This is a genomic window from Halorubrum distributum JCM 13561, assembly GCF_000337395.1.
Lineage (GTDB): Archaea > Halobacteriota > Halobacteria > Halobacteriales > Haloferacaceae > Halorubrum > Halorubrum distributum.
This window is the reverse complement of the sequence record NZ_AOJF01000032.1, coordinates 43,871-62,508: the sequence shown is the minus strand read 5'-3', so window position 1 is coordinate 62,508 and position 18,638 is coordinate 43,871. Positions and strand designations below refer to the sequence as shown.

The window sequence follows — 18,638 nt, the reverse complement described above, 5'->3', positions numbered from 1 at the left end:
CCATTCCCTTGGTCTGTCTTCCAGGAGACTTCCTCCGCGTAAAATCGCGCTAATTAGTGTTCGAGCATCCATGATGACTGTCTTGTTGCCCATGTGAGTGGGTTCGCCTACGACTCCCGTACCAACGGTTCGTACCACTCGCGGTTCGCCTGATACCACTCGATGAACTCACCGACGCCCTCCGCGATCGTCCGCGAGGGCTCGTAGCCGATCTCCTTGCCAGCTTTCTTGACGGACGCGTGCGTGTGCTCGGCGTCGGCCTCGCGCGCGGACTCATAGACAATCTCCAACTCAGGTGCCAACTGGTCGCGCACGGTCTCGGCCAACTCCTGAATCGAAATGTTGTCCGAACTCCCGATGTTCAACACGTCGCCGTCGGCCGCGTTCGAGTCCAACAGCATCCGGTTCGCATCCGCCACGTCGGCCACGTACGTGAAATCACGCGTCTGCTGGCCGTCGCCGTAGATCACCGGCGGCTCGTCGTTCACACACCGTGAAACGAAATTCGAGATGGCCATGTTCGGGCGCATTCGCGGGCCGTACACCGTGAAGTAGCGGAGACAGATCGTCGGCAGCCCGTGAAGCTCTGTGTACACCCGCGCCATGTGCTCCTGTGTGAGCTTCGTCACCCCGTAGGGGCTCACCGGCTCGGTCGGATGGTCCTCCTCGTAAGGCAGCGACTTCGGCTTCCCGTACACCGACGAGGAGCTCGCTACAATTACCCGATTCACGCCCCCTTCTTTCGACGCTTCCAAGAGGTTGACCGTCCCGTCGACGTTGATGTCGGTCACCTTTCGGGGGTTGTCGACACTCTCGCGCACGCCCGCTTGCGCGGCCTGGTGAACGACGACATCCGCATCGGTGACGAGTTCCTGAACCGTCGCCGGATCCCGAACGTCTCCCTCGACGAAGCGGTACTCGACATCCCGGTCGTCGGCGACCTCGCAGTGGACGTCGAGCGTGTGGCGTTTGATCCCTTCGGCGTAGAAGGGTTCGAGGTTGTCGAGGACCGTCACATCGTGGCCGTCTTCGAGGAACGACTCAGCGAGGTGGCCGCCGATGAATCCGGCCCCGCCTGTCACGAGGATGCGCATACGCGTCGTTCAGCCGGCCACCACAAAACCCGCGCGGTTCTCGTGAGATCGCCGTCATGTCCACATCACGAGCGATACCGACACTGCTGTTGTCTCACCACCGACTGCCCCAGCGCTTTCGCCAGCGGCTGGTGGCTGGTGTTATTCATTCTCCTGATCCACACGCTCTCCCTCAATAACCCGCTTTTCGGCTTCCAACGCCCGCACCTCAATACCACGCCACTCCCCATCCACACCCACCAGCGCTTCCGCGTACCCAAGTTCCTCGTTGCCCGGCACCGCCTCCTGAACAAATCGTTTCTGCGCGTCATTCAACCCGAACTCTGCGGCCCAGTGGTCGTCCATCCCATCTAAGCGGTGGAACTGCTTGATCGCACACTGATCGAGGATCATCTCCGCTTCAGCTCGCTCGAAGAACTCATCGACCGTCTGGGTGACCAACTGAATTGACAAATCGTGGTGGCGGTGGTGCCGAAAGATCGCCTCCAAGAATGCGAGATTCTCCGCGTCACGCAACACGTAGCGCGCCTCATCGATCACAAAGACGACCTCCTTGTCGGTCTGTTTGGCGCGCTCATACACCAACAAGATGAGCAGCTACATCACGAGACTCGTCCGGCCGCCGACGCGCCCCTCCTGCTGGGCCAAATCGAGATAGATGAGGTCCTCGGCCGCGAAATCAACTTCACTTGACCGCCCCAGATGCGCAAACCGGCCGTCCGGGGCGAACGGCCGCAACTGGTCGATAAGCCACGTGGTGTCCGCCTGAAGCTTCTCGGCTTCCGCCTCCGTCCGCAGCGTGAATTCATCGGGATCATCGACCAACTCCTCAAGCACATCGATCACATCGCGGAGTGTCAGGCTCTCCCGGTGATGGGTCGTCACATCCTCGGTGATGCCGGTGTTTCGGTAGGCCGTCTCGATGGCAAGCTCCAGCGTCGTCCGCCGGTCCCCCAACGAAATCCCCCGCTGCGCAAAGAAGTTCGCCAGGAAGCTACTCACGCGCTCCTGCTTTTCGGTGAGGGGACTCGCGTCAGCCCCTAACCGCCCGCGTGCCTGTTTAGAGGGCGGTGTGATCTCAAGCGGGTTAATCCCGAGCGTCCCACCTACTGTGATCCGTTGGGCGCCCAACGCTTCGGCTACCCCGGCCCAATCGTTGAGCGGCTCTAAGATCACCCCAATCCGATCCTTGTGATGTGCCACCGACCGGATGAACCGCTGTTTCGCGCTGAAACTCTTCCCGGAGCCCGGATCACCTACCGTGAAGGTCGAATACCCGTTCTCCCGGGCAAACGGATCGACAACGACCGGCGTGTCCGTATGCCGGTGTACGCCGAGTTCGACGCCGTCCGATTCTAGCAGCGTGGGGCGATGTGGCGACGCCAACAGCGCACCTACCGCGCCGCTCAACCCGATCGTCTGCCGATCGAGTGGTGCCCCGCCGAACGGCGCTGCGCTCCGCAGCGCGCGCTCTTGGGAACAGATCGCAGTCTTCGGTGCGAGCTTCGCCGGCTGTTCGCGCAACACACGTTTCACCCGGCGGGTGGCCGTCCGCAGCTCCTCACGGTTGTCGGCCCGCACAGTAACAAACACGCCCTGTGAGAACACCCAGGTGCCGGCCTCGAGCGCACGATACGTCGCGGCAGCCTCGTCGGCCCGGTTGTGAAGGTACGTGCTCCGCACGTTCGACTCCAGATCGGCGTCTACTTTCAGGTCGTCTGCGGCGGTTTGGAGCTGATCGAGTGCCCGCTCCTGGTCACGCGGGGTGAAGTGTGCGGTGAAGTGAAACCGGACGTCGGTCAGCGTGAAGAGCTCGCTGAGATACCCGTCGCTCGGCTGGTCAGGCCAGTCGGCGATATACAGCATCGTCATCCACTCGTCACCCACGCGCGCACACCGACTCTCCCACTCGACTGCGGGCGGCGCGGCCGCATCTTGGTGTCGCTCCTAAGGCGAGCGCACGTCCGAATCCGGCGTTGGCGGCTCCGCCGGCGGCTGGATAAACGCCGACAGGTCTACCTCAGGATCCCGCTGTGGACGCCGTGCCTGTAGCCACACTCTAACGAGGAACCCAATGACGAGAGTGCCGCCACTGACGGTTAACCCTATGACGAGTGTCGACGGGGCCACCGACTCGACGCCGGAAAGCATAGCCACAAACTCACGCATCGGTCTCCTCCCGGCGTTGGTGATCGACGCCGGCCTGCGCCGCGACCGGCAGTGTCTCGACGTCGCTGCCGGTCCAGAACTGTGTTGCCAGCCCCAACAGCTCCGCCGTCGTCAGTCGCCGGGTGGTACAGTCGCTCAGCTTGCCGACGAACTCTGTCTCAACAGTCCGGACCCGCTCGCGCAGCTTCTCGAGTTGGGCGCCCCGCAACTCCGCCTCCGTGAGCCGGTCCCGCCGCGTGACGAACGGCGTCGCCAACACGCCGACGATGGGCAGCGTCGAGAGCCGCTCCGCGGGCGTCCGCTCATCGGGGTGGCGTTCGTACACCTCGATTGGTGCCACCTCGACGCCGAGAAAGTAGCGCACCCGGTGGGTGTCCGCCAGCTCAGCGGGCCGTTGGTCACGGTAGGCGGCGATGAGAGCGCGCAGCGACTCGGTCGCGGCCACGTCGGGATCCGCAAGCCGCGAATCCAACTGGTCGACGAGTGTCGCGGCCGGGTACGGGTCGGTCGTCGTGTACAGCGTAAGTTGGAAGGTGAGCTCCTGGTCCGCGAACGCCTCGCCCACAGCTCGGCGAGCCGCCTCCGCCGCGAGCAGGCCCGTGGCCAGTTCCAGTCGAAGGCCGACCGGAACCTCGCGCACGGCCTTAGCGAGGTGCGACGGATTGCGAGCAGGCTCGGGTTCGCGGAATCGCTCCGGGATCAGGCCTGTCAGCTCTTCCGGAGCGCCCAAGCCGAGAGCCTGTTGCGCGGCCGGTCGATCGAGTCGATGGCTGCGGCCAGCGTCTTCGCCGCCTGCCGGTGTGCCCGGGCTCGCCTGCTCGGCGAGGTGGCCGCTCTCGTTCGTGTCGCTGAATCTCGTGTGGAAACTGCCTATCAAGCGCTTAACACCGAACTCGGGCTTCCCACGCCGCCCGTGACTCCCGGGCAGTTCGTGCCTCGGCTCGCGGCGGCGCTCGACTGTTCCGATTTCGTGCGGCGGCGCACACGAGACCTCGCTAAGCGGGCGCGTGACGCGACCGTCACGGCGGGTGTCCATCCTACGGGGTTCGCCGCCGCCTGTCTATACGTCGCCGGGCAGGACCACGATAGCGGACTGACCCAGGCTGCGGTCGCTGCGGCGGCAGACGTGACTATCGCGATGATCCAGGGCCATCGGGATACGCTGGTCGAACAGGTGAGTTAACCACTATCCCGGTCCCAAAGCGACGCCGTGGTTCTCCCATGTGTTGCGGCGCTGAAGCGGCCGATCGCGGCTCGTCTTAGCGCCGTAGTGCTTTCCAAACGTCGACACCAACCATCCACAGCTGCCGTGCCACGATCTTCAGGTCGTACGCGAACGACTGCTCGCGCACGTACTGGAGGTCGTACCGCAGCTTCGCCCCGGGGTCGACGCTGCTCGCATCGTTGATCTGTGCGAGCCCGGTCAGGCCGGGCTTGACGAACCACCGCTTGCGCCACGTCTCGGCCTCGTCCTCGAGTAGATGTTCCTCCTCGGTCCAGACCGCGCGCGGGCCAACGACGCTCATGTCACCGCGGAGAATCGACCACAGCTGCGGAATCTCATCAAGATGTGTCTGCCGGAGCAGCCGCCCCACCCGCGTGATCCGGTCGTTGTCGTCGTCGTCGATCGGCATCGCCGACTCGTCTTCGGGCGTCATCGACCGGAATTTGAAGATGGGGAACGTCTCGCCGAACACCGCGGTCCGCTCCTGCCGGTACAACACCTGGCCACCGTCCTCAAGCTTGACGGCGAGCGCGATGACCGCGATCACCGGCGACAGCGCGAGCAGCCCCGTCAGCGAGAAGGCAATGTCGAAGCCGCGTTTGAACATGTAGTCCTGGATGTCCCACGGCTCGATCTCGACGTCGACGAGTGACGCGTTCGGGTCTGGCCGGTCAGTCAACACCGTGTCCGCGTGGGCCGGGTGGACCTTCGCAGCGACCCCGTGTTCGTAACACGCATCGAGCGCGCCGAAGAACTCCGCGCGGTCGGGCTCGTCGAATGCCAACACGACCGTGTCGATATCCTGCTCGACGAGGATATCTTCAAGCCGCGAGAGGCCGCCCAGCCGCGCGAGTCCGGCCGATTGACGGCCGCCGTCCGCGGCGTGTGCGACGCCGGTGGATCTGACGCCGGGATCCTCGGCGACCGACTGCGCGTCGGTCAACGCGTGGACCGTGGTCGGACAGAGATAGCCGAGCAGCGGAAGGTCTGCGCCACGCGCTATCTCCTCGATCTGTGCGGGGTCGTCCCCGACGATAGTGGCGCGCTCGCTGCGCGCCTCCGGGCGGCGCAGCCAGATGAACCACGCTGGGAGCACGGCCACCAACAGCGGCGTGATCAACACCAGCGTGAGCCGCGGCACCTTGTAGGTGTAATCGAAGTAGCCGATGGTCGCGAGGGCAAACACGGCCACGAAGGTGCGCTTGTGCGCGAGCGCGACGATATCGAGGATCCGTCGCGGCCGCGGCTTATACAGCGGGACGAACGCGCCCGTCACGACCACGACGGTCAACGCGACCTCGATGACGAACTCTGCCCCGGTGGGCGGATCCACGGGGAGGCGCCCGAGGACCGGCACCAACGACACCGCCGACTGAACGGTCCCGTTGTTGGCGAGCATCACCGCGAGCGCGACCAGCCCGGCGACGCCCCCCACGCTTGCGGCGCGGTACCGCCATCCCGTATCCATTATCGACTACTGTCACATGTACCGAGTTAAACACTATGTTTCCCGCCCCTGAACCGGTGTAGGAACCGACTACCCTCACGACACCTTCATCACGGCGGCCGACTCCCGCCCGCGACCGAAACCGCTAATCGGCGCCCCCAATAGGTGACAGCCAATGCCCGCGCCTGAGGAGACGACGGCGGCCGCCCGCGAGTTCCTCGCCGCCCACCCCGAGGTCGAGGACGCGCTCGCGGCCCTCGTTGAGCGTGACGCTCAGGGAGCGCCGTGGACGTTCGCCGACATCGCCTTCGATTCCGGCCAGTTCGGCGAGCTCGTCGCCCGCGACCTCGCGACGTCCGTCGACGACGGCTATCGCCTCGAGAATCCGGACGCGATCCGCGCCGTGATCGAGGCGGGAGCTGCCCCAGCCGACGGCGCGGACGCGCCCGCCGAGGAGAATGCCACTACGTCGACACCGTCCGATGCCGCCACGGCCGCGCTGTCGCGACTCCCCACTCCAGCCGACGTCGACCCCCTCACGCTGCTCGGCCTCGTCGGGACGCTGCTCGCGGTTGCCGGCGCGCGGCTCGTGGCCGCGCCCGCGGTGTTCCAGCAGGGGTTCGTCGTCTCGCCGGCCAACGACACGTACTTTTTCCGCTACTGGCAGGAGAGGCTCGCCGCTCGCGCCGACGGTGTTCTCGATCTGGGGCTGTTCGCAGACATGGGCGGGGCCGCTGGCACGCGTCCGCTCGCCCACGCGACGAACTGGTGGGTGACGGTCCTGCTCGGTGGCGTCGACGCTGCGCCCGCGGTGGCCGCGTGGCTCCCGGTCGTCGCGTCCGTCTGTCTGGGGTACCTCGTGTATCGCCTCGCGCGACTGCTCACCGGCGACGTGCGCGTCGCGCTCGCGGCGGTGTTGTTCTACGGGCTCGCACCCGCCAACGTCGTGTACACCTCCGTCGGCTTCCTCGACCATCAGGCGCACCAGTACCTGTGGCTCGGCCTGCTCGTCGTAACGTTGACCGCGCTCGGGGTCGACGTCGCGCGGCGGATCGGACACACTGACGCGCAGACGGCCGCCCGAGAGCACGCACGCGGCGCGACGATGTGGCTCGTTGCGCTCGGGCTCGCCGTCGCCGTGGCCGCCTCCGCGCACGCTTGGGGCGGCTCGCCGCTCACGTTCGTCCCGGTCGCGGCCGTCGCCGGGCTCCGCGTCACGCTCGACGTGCGGCACGACGTCTCCCCGATCGCCGCCAACGCGCCGCTTCTGGGCGGGCTGGCGCTCGGGGCCGCGCTGGCGCTCGCCGCGCACCTCGCGCTGGGCTGGCACGAGTCGATCGCCGCGGTCACGCCCGTCCTCGTCGCCGGCGGGGCGCTCGCCGTCGTCGGGCTGGGCGAGCTGTGGCGTCGCGTCTCGCTGCCGCCGCTCGCGCTCGTCGCTGCCGAGGCCGTCGTCGCCGTCGGCGGACTCGTCGCCTACGCGCGCCTCCGCCCGGGTGACATCGAGCGCATTCGGACGCGCGCAGACGACCTCTTCTTCCGCGAGGGGATCTCCGAGACGGCTTCGCTGTTCAGTCCGGATTTCGCGGTGATATTCGGCCCACTGCTCCAGCTCGGGCTGGGCTTCTACTTCGCGGTCGCGGTCCTCGCGGTCGCGACGTGGGCGGTCGCTCGCCGCTACGAGCCGGGGTGGCTCGTCGTGGTCTGTTTCGCGTGGTACTACACGCTGCTCGCGACGGTTCAGGTCCGATTCGCAGGCCAGCTGGCGATCATGATCGCGCCGTTCGCGGGGATCGGGCTCGTCTATCTCCTGTCGGCGATCGATATCGCACGTCCCGTCGCCGTCGTGGGTCGACCCGCCGACTCCGACTCCCAGCCGCCTCGCGCTCGGGAAGAAGACGCGACAGGCGAGGAGGGTTCGATCACGTCCCTCGGGCTGCCGGACGGCACTCGCGTGCGCGGGTATCTCGTCGCGACGATTCTGGTCGTGTTGCTGTTCAATCTGCTGCTCTTTCCGTCGCTCGTCGGGCAGACGACGCACGACCGCGCGCAGTTCGACGCCGCGCTCACGGTCGATTCGCACGCTGAGGAGGTCGACCGCGAGTACCCACAGAACTTCGTGTTGAGCCAGTGGGGCGACAATCGCATGTACAACTACTTCGTGAACGGTGAGTCGCAGGGGTACGGCTACGCCCGGAGCAATCACGATCAGTTCCTCGCATCGTCCGATCCGGATGACTGGTACGATCAGTTCCAAGGCCGGGTCGGGTACGTCGTCGTCACTGACCGCGAGGGCGCACCGGAAAACACCACGTACGCGGCGCTCCACGACGGGTTGGGTCTCGGCGTCAACGACACGGCCGCGACCGGGCATTACCAACTGCTCGCGAGCGACGACGGCGTACGCACGTTTGCGGTCGTCCCCGGAGCGACAATTCAGGTGTCGGACCCGAGCGACGAGCAGGTGACTGCGACGACGACGGTGACAGTCGGTGCGGACGGCGACGCCGCAACGTACGAATACGCACGCGACGCACCGGTCACGAACGGGACGGCGACGATTCGAGTCGCACATCCCGGCGAGTACCAGGTGGGAAATCGTACCGTTACAGTGACCGATAGCGATGTCTTCGCTGGCAATCGGACGACGATCCCGCCCACGTAGATGACCCTCTCGGATTTGCTATCAGCTCAAAAGGAGGAACCGTCGCTCATAGCAGAATGGAGCCAGACGGACCCAGACGACCGGACGTCCCCTACCGCCAGCGTGACTGCCTGGTCGCGTGGGTCCGTGGGGCCCTGTTCGAACATGTCAACCTCGGCTTGTACCTGTTTCGGTCGAGAGGCTTTTTGATGACTCGCTAGTTCATATCCCACATCTCCTCGCTCCAAGTGTCTCGAAATCGAAAACCGGCGCCTCAGAGCCTGAAACGTCTGTGAGACGTGTTCACACACTCCGACGATCGACACAAAGTACTTATACTGACCGCCTCAATCATCGTCCGCAGCCCCTACCCCACAATGCGACACGATTGCGAGTAATCCACGTCAAGTCCGGCCGTACCACATCGAGTGTGTTGGCAGACGACGAACGGGCGACGCAGGCGAGGACAAAGCAGACTGTCGCGACGCAGAACACAACACAACAATGACAAACGAAACAACTACACGCAAGAAGGCTAATTCAGTCTTCTTCGCTGCGGTCATGGTAATTTCCATGGCTGCAGTTGGCTTCGCGGCTGCTCCCGCAGCGGCAGCCAATACTGGTACTGTTGGCGGTGACGCCAACTTCACCAATGGTGGATCGTACTACGCGGGCCAAGAGATTGGCCTCGCGATTCCGAACAGCACAACCTCGCCGACGGCCGATCAGTTCGAGATTCGTACCTACGACTCGGCTGATAACAACATCGGCACCGTCGCAGACGGGTTCGTCCTCGACGACGACCGGAACGCGACGATTGATACGTCGGATCTTGATGGTGACTACGTCGTCGTCAACGCCAACAACCGTAATGAGGTCATCCTCTTCAACAACTCGGATGGCGTTGCGACCGGCGTGACCACCAATTCAAACGACTACGACACGGGCTCCTTCCAAGTCAGCCCGCAGTCGCTGACGATGAACTTCGAGGACGACTCGACCGGCAACGACGGTTCTGCCGCGACGACGACCCTCGAAGTTGACTCGAACCGCCCGCAGTGGGACCTCATCGTCTCTTCGTCGGGTCTTGACCAGGACGAACTCAACAACATCTTCGACGACGCCTACACGACGAATACGTCCGACGGCGACCTCGAAGATGAGGAACTCCTGCTTGAGGACGTCACCGACGGCGATGTCGACACGAACTTCACCGACATCGACACCGGCGAGTACGAGTTCACCTTTGAAGTCGCTGACACCGATGCTGAGGACACTGCCTCGATTAACGTGACTGACACCGGCGACGGTGAGGTCAACATTGAGGAAGGCAGCCTCACTCAGCAGCAGGGTGACATCGTCGAGTTCACCGTCGTGTCTGATGGTGCGGCCGACGAAGGAACCGTCGTGATTGGCGACGAGGAGGACTTCGGTTACCAGGCTAACGTCTCGATCACCGACTTCGGTGATGACGACGAGATCACCCTGGCATTCAACACCTACACTGCGGGGCTCGGCATTGATGAGACCGTCTCCGTTGTCGACACTGACGACGAAGACGATGCCATTGAGTTCTCCGCCAGTGCTGACGAGGAAACGATCGACGGCATCCTCGCCTCCGGCGACTACGACATCTCGTCGGCCTCGTTCGCGACGGGCAACGACGACCAGGACGCTGCTGACACGCTCAGCAGCTCCGACGACGTCGCGACGATGTTCCTTGAAGAGCCGACGACCGAGGGTGTCCAGGTCTGGACCGCCTCGAACGACAACGCTGATGAAGTTACCAGCGCCGACGAGGACGAGCAGATCAGCACCCTGAGCAGCGCAATCGAAAACGACCTCATCACGCAGAGTGAGGCCGTCGCGTACGACGACGTGAGTATCCACCAGATCAGCGCAAGCGGTCTGGAGGGCGCTCTTGAGGCTGCCAGCAGTGGTGCGACGGTTGGCACCACGACGCTTGGCGCCGCTGACAACCCGGCAGACCAGTTGGAGTTCCTCGCAACCACCAACGTCTCTAACACGCTCAACGGTGACACGGCTGTCGAGATTCGTGTTGAAGAAACCCGCAGCAGCGCGGGACCGAACCAAGACCTTCGTGTCCTCAACCTGAGCAAGACGTCGAACTTCGACGTTGTTGTTGATGAGGAGAACGACGAGTACTACCTCATCTTCGACACGGCTGATGCCGGATTCGACAACGGCGATGTTGCCGACGACGAAGATGTCAGCTTCGATGTCGAGTTCACGGTTCAGGACCAGCGGCTCCTGAACCCCGAAGATGACGTCGAACAGGACGAGTTCGAAGACTCTTACACCACGGTCTCGACGCCGTTCTCGATCAACGAGCGGACGGCTTCCTTCGACCAGGATCCGTACAACGTGAGCAACGCGGCGGGTCAGACGGTGACGGGCTCGACGAACGCCGCACCCGGCACTGAGTTCTCCGTTCGCGCCCGCTCCGACACCGGCACTCAGCCCTCGTTCGTGAAGACGCAGGACGAGGTCACGGTGGCTGCCGACGGTACGTGGAGTGCTGAGTTCGACTTCAGCGACACCACCGTGGACAACGAGTACACGGTCTCGATCCAGCAGCTCGGTCTGTCTGAGACCGAGGAAGTTGACGGCACGGTCGTCGAAGAGGTTCAGAGCCCGGCGACGTTCACCGTCTCGGAGCTGAACCCGCAGGACGTGACCGCGACGGTCGGTGACGCACTGACCATCACGGCTACGGTCGAGAACACCGGTGAGCAGGAGGCCACCCAGACTGTCGAGTTCCGCGTTGGCGGTGACGCGGTCGCCAGTCAGGATGTCACTCTCGCAGGTGGCAACAGCACCACGGTCGAGTTCGCGGACGTGCCGACGGACTCGCTCTCGGCCGGTGAGTACGAGCACGGCGTCTTCACTGACGACGACAGCCAGACCGCGACGCTGACGCTCGAAGCCGCCGACGGTAGCGACGGCTCCGACGGCTCCGACGGTAGCGACGGCTCCGACGGGTCTGACGGCTCCGATGGTTCCGACGGGTCTGACGGCTCCGATGGTTCCGACGGGTCTGACGGCTCCGATGGTTCCGACGGTAGTGATGGCCAGACCGACGACGGAACGCCCGGCTTCGGTGCGCTCGTCGCGCTCGTCGCGCTCATCGCCGCTGCGCTGCTCGCGACCCGCCGCAACGACTAACGTCGCTGCTGCGCTCGCGACTCGCAGTTCCTAACTATCGGCCCTCACGGGCCGACTCACACGCGGTTTTATTTTAGCCGTAAACCACCGTGTAGCTGTAACTGTAATCTGTCTGCTCTGAGCGAGAATAACGAGACACTACGGTCTAGAGTACAGCTAATATCAGATATCGGTTTTTCGCCTAAAGAGGTTGTAATGTGGCCGTTGTGCTCTTAGCTGCGACAGGTGGGATATACTCCTACGGTCGAATATATACGTTACCCGACAACTGGCCACTAAACATCACATTCGTGATTTCGTGTTGTAGTTGCCTGATTGACGTACTCCTCAGCGCGTTCAGTATCTCCTCTTTGAGCTGCTAGCGCCGCCTCAACAAACTGTTCACTTGATCTATACATCGACTCTGACACACACGTTTGCTCAATAAATACGGTTCTGGCTGGTGGCGACACCGCCCTTTCAGCGTCCTTGTACCGATTTTTTGCCTCATCAAACTGATTACTTGCCTCGTTAAATACAGCACTTGCCTCATTGTACCGCGCTTGATTGTATGTTTCTACTCCTGTCCAGTATGTAGCCAGTCCCCTGTAAAAACGGACTGTTGCGGACGTATAATACTGATATTCATTAAATAATCTGGTAAGATTATTATCGATGTCCGTAACTCGTCTGCGATTGACTACGTTCGAATTAAGTGAGCCAATATCAAGATCTTCAAGCCGGACACGAGCGGATTCGACAGTACTTGACCCTGCTGTCAGCAGTTCACTCGCAGTGTGTATCTCCGTTACCGCATCTTCGTATCGTTTTGTCTGTCGGTACACATCGGCTGCTGTTATCGTGTCGATTGCTTGCTTGGCTGATCCCAGTGCGCTTGTTTGACTTCTAAGTATCTTCGTATATGTCCGGTATGGTTGTATCTCTTGATCAGTGGCGGTGGCCCCACTATCTGCGGCACGGTCGAGTGCTATGGTAGCATCATCAAGCGCACGCGTGATTCTACCCGTTTGAATTGGCTCGCTTGGCTGGCGGGCGAACTCAACTGAGGACTCCGCTGTAATGAGCTCTATCGCTTCGTCTATGCTCTCTTCAGCGCTATCAATTGCTGCTTTTCCGCCTTCCTCACGAGTAGGGCCGGTCGAATTGTCACCTGATAGGCAACCAGACAGCGAGACAGTGGTTCCTCCAATCAACAGCGTTAGCTTCCGCCTCCGTATCATACTGTTATGTCGATTATTGGATCATATAAAATCATGTTTAACAGCGCTGGTGATACACATACTGTGCGTTCTTTTTGAGGAGGTCGACACTGGCGAACAAGCACGCAGGGGTAACCCTCACATCGGCTTCCGTTCAGTACGCTATCACATATTAGCCACCAGTAACGATCGGCCCAGCGTCTACACTACAGCTATCTATTGCTTGGACTGGATTGCTCGCTCGAGGCCAATACCCGGTTAGGTATACTTAAATCAGGTGCGACTACTGTCCCACTGATTGTTTTTTTTATTCTCCGTCTGTATCGGTTCGCCTAGCTAGTCTCCATTGAGCACACTGACTCACTGAGACGGGTGCTTTGTAGCTCACTGGCAATCTGTCAGTCTTGGTAGCTATCATCGAACAGCCCATCGACAACCGTCTCAACCAGTGCGTTCTCAACTTGATCGTAATCAACTGTGCTATCAGCTCCGACAGGTGCATTTCGTGACCGGACTGTGAACACGAGCGAAATAAACAGCTGGTCAATAAGGTCCTGGTTGTCATATCTGAACGAGTCAAGTGTTGCCCAGCGCTCAGCAAATGGAAGGTCCGGGCTGGTATCGTGATTGTCACTAAACTCTCTGTCAGCTTCCAGCTCTTCAAGCTTATCTTGAACCGTTCGCAGTTCCCCATCTACTATGAGCGCAGATATAAGGGGATTTGCTTGAACCTCATGTAGCGTTGTTTTCAGAAACAACCGCACCTCCTCCCGTGGTGTTTCTCCTTCGGCGACTACATCGGCAATCTTCTCCTCGAGACGTTGCCGTTCTAGGAGTAATACCTTCACGTACAATTCCTCTTTCGAATCAAAAAACTGATAGAATGTGCTTGTCCCAATCTCCGCCCTTGCTGTTAGATCACTAATACGAGTCCGTTCAAAGCCAAACTGTGTAAATAGCTCTTTGCCAGCTTCAAGTAACTGCGAACGAATCCGCTCTCTATCCCGATCAGTAAATCGGCTCATATGGCTTCGAATTGAATGTCGCTTGTGAGTTGGCTTGCTTTCATCGATTCATCTTTAGAACTCCAGGAACAATACGTTTATCAATTCGCGAGTACCTAGTATGAGACACAGCAAATGAAGCACTTTTACGGAACAATCGGTGTATGTGAGGCTATAACGCACGCTGTATGTATGTGGCCTACTTCGGCCGGTAACACCGTCGTGAGGTCGATTTGATGAACCGACAGTCAATTCTCACACTTGTTGTAACGACATTAATGCTCACGAGTGGTACTATCGGAGTCGCGGCTGGATTAACGCCATTAAATTCACCAGATACGACCACTACTGATATTTCAACCGCATCTTCGACAGAATCTTCTATCCAGCCGCAGACCTCTGGTGTTATCAGTGGTTCACCGGATCTGTCTGTGGTTCTTACACAGCCCGAAGTCACACCGGGCCGAACAAATGAAGTAACGCTTCAAATTGTCAATGATGGAGACCTCTACCGTGGCACGCCAGCATCGCGTGAGATTGTTACAACCGCGCGGAACGTTCAGCTCACCGCAGAAGCTGACGACACACCGCTCACAGTGGAAACTGGCACGCTCGCGTTAGGTGCGGTAAGAGATGCGAACCCTCGCAAAGCTCCAATCGCAGTGTCTGTGCCGAACGGAACACAGCCGGGAGAATATGAAATTAAAGTTGAGCTGAAGTATTCGTATACTGGCGAAGTCGTGGGTGGTGTCAGCCGTGATGACTCTGAGAGGACCACTGTCGACATTGACGTTGAAGTCACCGACGACGCCCGATTCAAGATTGTCGATATTTCAACCGACGCCCAAGTTGGTGACCGCGGTACACTTGACGCAACAATTAAAAACGTTGGTGCAACCGCCGCATACGACGCTACCGTGGCACTCGAATCGCTGAGCTCGGGCCTCGCACTCGGGCAGCGCGCATCAGACGCGGCGCTGGTCGGCTCAATTGCGCCAGGTGAGCAGGTTACCATTCCGTACGATGTCTCGTTCACGTCGACAGCGCCGGTCCGGGAGTACCCGATCTCCGGGCAGGTATCGTTCGAAACGCGCGAAGGCATTTCACGAGCTGATCAGGGACTCACTGCGGGCGTGACGCCGCTTACCGAACAGACGTTCGCAATCGAAGATGTTGAGTCGACGCTCCGCGTCGGCGAAGACGGAGAAATCACCGGCACCGTGGAGAACACTGGACCGGTCGCGACAGACAACGTCGTCATCCGGTATGCCGACACCGCTGGGAATCTCATCCCCATCGAACAGTTTGCGGCGGTCGGATCGCTCGACTCTGGCGAGTCGACGAGGTTTACACTGCCACTCTCCGTCGGCGGTACGGCTGAGCCGGGCCTCCGAACGATCGACGTTGCCGTCCAGTACCGCAACGATGAAGGCGCGACTCGCGCCTACAGCGATGTCGTCGTAAACGCCGAGGTCGCCTCGGAGCGTGACAGCTTCAGCGTCGCCATCGAAAACCGCAGCATCGACGCTGGTGGGACGCGGACCGTTGAGGTGACCGTGACGAACAACCTCGGCGAGCCAGCAAGCGATCTTGAAGCGCGGCTGTTCGCGAATGATCCACTCGAAACCGGTGACACCGACACCGGGTATGTCCAGTCGCTTGGCGCCGGTGAATCGACGACCATGACGTTTGAGCTTTCCACGACGGACTCAGCCACGCCCGGGAGTACTTACCCAATCTCGCTTGATTTCCGGTATGATGACGTTGACGGTGATAGCCAACTCTCGGACACCTACCGGGTGCCGATCGAGGTGACTGCCAGTGAAGGTGGCGGGCTTCCGCTCCCCATTATCATTCTCGCCGCACTCGTGGTGGGAACCGGCGGGTTGGTTGTCTATCGGAGGCGGCAGTAGCTGATGTCTCTCAGTGATCGGATCGAGGCGGGTATCCGGCGGCTCAACGATGCCATCGTAGACCAGCCGCGACAGGTGATTGTCGCGTTTCTAGTGCTTACTGCGGTGTTTGCCGGTGGGATCGGACTCGTTAGCACCGACACTGGGGCGACTGATGCGTTCACTGAAGGGCTTGCTGAGCAGGAAGCGCTCGACGCAGTTAATAAAGAGTTTGACGATCCGTTTGAAACCGATAGCGAGTCGACCCAGCTCATTCACACTGGTGGAAACGTCCTCACAAAAGAGGAGCTTACACGCGAGCTGCGACTACTCGAAGATCTCTCACAACGAGACGACCTGCGCGTCGGTTCGGTGAACGGTCCGGCGACGGTTGTCGCGAGTGCGATCGACCCCTCCGCGACGACAATCTCCGAGAAGCGGCGCGCGCTCGAAGCTGCGAGCCCGACGACGGTTCGACAGACGGTCCGGCAACTGTCTGAGAACCCGCAGTTTAGCCGCGCGTTGTCCACAGATTTCAACCCGACCGCCGTCAGCGCATCGGCATCGATCACTGTCGTGTCACACGACGTGCCGGCCGGTTTCTCGGGGCTTCAGGAACTCCAGACAACCGTTCAGTCGATTACCAACGACTACCCGAGTGACATCCGTGCTTTCGGCACAGGTGTGACGAACGCCGAAACGGCGAACGTCATCGGTGACTCGCTCACGATCGTGATGCCTGTCGTTGTGGTGTTGCTGTTGATCTTTCTGGTGGTCGCGTATCGGGACCCGATCGACCTGTCTCTGGGGCTTCTGTCGCTGCTGATGACCGTCGTGTGGACGTTCGGCTTCCTCGGGTACTCCGGGATTCCGTTCAGCCAACAGATGATCGCCGTCCCGGTGTTATTGCTCGCCGTCGGGGTCGACTTCGGGATCCACATAATCAATCGGTACCGCGAGGAGACCGTCAAGGGGTACAGCGCCATCGAGGCGATGCGGGAGGCTAACAACCAGCTAATGATCGCATTCATCATCGTCACTGCCACGACGGTGTTCGGATTCGGTGCCAACGTCATCTCCGATCTCGGCCCGATCCGCGACCTCGGTATCGCTTCGGCGATCGGGATCATCTTCACCTTCCTGATCTTCGGGCTGTTCCTGCCGGCGGCGAAGCTCGAGGTCGACAAGCTCCGCGACGCCTACGGTGTGCCGGAGTTCAACTCCGCGCCCATCTCCTCGAGTGATTCGACGCTCGGCAAGCTACTCAGCTTCCCGACGCAGATCAGCCAGTACGCGCCGATTGCGCTCGTTGTCGTGCTGCTCATCTCGGGAGGAATGGCAACGGCGTACGGCAGCGGCGTCGACACCTCCTTCGAGACTGAGGACTTCCTCCCCCCTGAGGAGTTACCCGAGTACGTCACTACCCTTCCAGAACCATTTGCGCCGAGTGAATACACGGTCACCGAAACCATCTCGCTGTTACAAGACCGCTTCTCTACGAGTCAAGACCAATCAGTAACGATATATGTAGAAGGAAACTTCGAAGAAGATCACGCCCTAGAGGCGCTTGCGGCCCCGAACGACAACCCACCTGAAGCACTTGCTGTTGGTGCTGGTGGCAGTGCTCGCCCGACGAGCATCGTTACTGTGATCCAGTCACAGGCCGAACGCGACCCTAAATTTGGTCGCCTCGTTGCCCGGAGTGACGTCGACGGGAATGGTGTTCCCGATCGGAATCTTGAGCGGATCTATGACGAGCTGTTCGCGTCACCGGCCGGCGACCGCGCCGCGCAGTACCTCACTCCTGATCGGCGGAACGCTCAGATCGACTACGCGATCGACGCGAGTGCGACCCAAGGTGAGGCCGCCGCTGATGCGCGACAGTTTGCTGAGAACTTCCGACTTGAGGCGACAGCGACGGGACAGCTCGTGGTCTTCGATGCGGTCACAGATATCATTTTTAACTCAGCAATCCAAGGGCTTGTCCTCGCGATGGGGCTGACAGGGATCTTCCTGATCATCTCATACGGGGTCTTAGAAGGAAAGCCACTACTCGGGATTGTGAACCTGTTCCCCATTGTAATCGCGATCGCGTTCCTCCTCGGGACGATGCGAGCGCTTGGGCTGTCACTCAACGCCTTGACTGCGACAATCCTCTCTATCTCGATTGGACTTGGGATTGCCTACTCCGTCCACGCAACCCACCGGTTCATCGACGAGTACAACGAGAACGCAGACGCGCTCGAATCGATGATAATCACCTTCTCTGGGACCGGTGGTGCGTTGCTCGGAAGTATGCTTACCACGTCGCTCGGGACCGGTGCGCTTGCGCTCGCAATTACCCCTGTCCTTGGGGACTTCGGCTTACTGATGGCGTTGAGCGTGATCTACTCATTTATCTTCACCATCGTTGCGCTCCCGCCGGCCGTTCTGTTGTGGGAACGATACCAGGGTGTCTTGTCGGATACTGTCGTGTCCCCGTCTTCCCCCTGAAAGACACGTTCCAAGTTCAGTGCTAGGGGTGAACCGCTGCGGGGGCTACCCCCGTGGTGTTCGCCTCGACGACCTGTCTCTCATGTCTGTTTATGATACTACTCTGGTGGTTTCTGTAGAACAGCACTCTCAGATGTCCATGTGATTGTCTCTAGCATCTATCGCAGTGAACACCCGTCAGAGGCCTCGCCTTCACCATGACATTCGGTATGAAGGGCTGTGTTGAATCGCTGTAAGGCGGAGGGATTCACTGTTTGACGAAGCGTTTGATGTTATAGACGACAC

The 18,638-nt window shown here is 60.7% G+C and carries 9 protein-coding genes and 1 pseudogene; 5 read left to right on the top strand and 5 right to left on the bottom strand.

Annotated features, from left to right (window positions below; translation table 11 throughout):
• Positions 1-107 precede the first annotated feature (107 nt).
• Entirely contained in the window at positions 108-1,094 is a 987-nt protein-coding gene (locus C470_RS07110) for an NAD-dependent epimerase/dehydratase family protein (protein WP_008366250.1), read from the bottom strand.
• Between the two features lie 141 nt (positions 1,095-1,235).
• Positions 1,236-3,041: pseudogene (locus C470_RS07105) on the bottom strand (VirB4 family type IV secretion system protein); the annotation flags it as partial.
• A 127-nt stretch (positions 3,042-3,168) separates the two neighbouring features.
• Between C470_RS07105 and C470_RS16470 the strand changes: the two are divergent.
• Entirely contained in the window at positions 3,169-4,446 is a 1,278-nt protein-coding gene (locus C470_RS16470) for a transcription initiation factor IIB (RefSeq protein WP_394295046.1), read from the top strand.
• 76 nt (positions 4,447-4,522) lie between these two features.
• Here the strand turns inward: C470_RS16470 and C470_RS07090 are convergent, their stop codons facing one another.
• On the bottom strand, positions 4,523-5,956 hold the full coding sequence (locus C470_RS07090) for a sugar transferase (RefSeq protein ID WP_049908630.1): 1,434 nt from the start codon (positions 5,954-5,956) through the stop codon (positions 4,523-4,525).
• Between the two features lie 154 nt (positions 5,957-6,110).
• Between C470_RS07090 and C470_RS07085 the strand changes: the two genes are divergently transcribed.
• Entirely contained in the window at positions 6,111-8,600 is a 2,490-nt protein-coding gene (locus C470_RS07085) for a hypothetical protein (protein WP_008366241.1), read from the top strand.
• Between the two features lie 483 nt (positions 8,601-9,083).
• Positions 9,084-11,765: a DUF7827 domain-containing protein gene (locus C470_RS07080; protein WP_082226657.1), complete on the top strand. Its 2,682-nt coding sequence runs from the start codon at positions 9,084-9,086 to the stop codon at positions 11,763-11,765.
• Positions 11,766-12,040: 275 nt separating this feature from the next.
• Here C470_RS07080 and C470_RS15645 read toward each other — a convergent pair whose 3' ends face one another.
• Both C470_RS15645 and C470_RS15275 read right to left on the bottom strand, forming a co-directional pair.
• Positions 12,041-12,985, bottom strand: coding sequence for a hypothetical protein (locus C470_RS15645; RefSeq protein ID WP_152418645.1), 945 nt, complete (start codon positions 12,983-12,985; stop codon positions 12,041-12,043).
• Between the two features lie 377 nt (positions 12,986-13,362).
• A complete protein-coding gene (locus C470_RS15275; protein ID WP_008366237.1) occupies positions 13,363-13,989 on the bottom strand; it encodes a TetR/AcrR family transcriptional regulator in 627 nt (208 codons plus the stop codon).
• Between the two features lie 410 nt (positions 13,990-14,399).
• On the opposite strand from C470_RS15275, the gene C470_RS07075 reads away from it, so the two are divergent.
• Both C470_RS07075 and C470_RS07070 read left to right on the top strand, forming a co-directional pair.
• Positions 14,400-15,881 (top strand): COG1361 S-layer family protein, encoded by a 1,482-nt coding sequence (locus tag C470_RS07075; RefSeq protein WP_239638571.1) that lies wholly within the window; start codon positions 14,400-14,402, stop codon positions 15,879-15,881.
• Between the two features lie 3 nt (positions 15,882-15,884).
• The gene (locus C470_RS07070; protein ID WP_008366233.1) at positions 15,885-18,353 is read left to right on the top strand and encodes an efflux RND transporter permease subunit; all 2,469 of its coding nucleotides are present in this window, start codon (positions 15,885-15,887) and stop codon (positions 18,351-18,353) included.
• Positions 18,354-18,638: the final 285 nt, after the last annotated feature.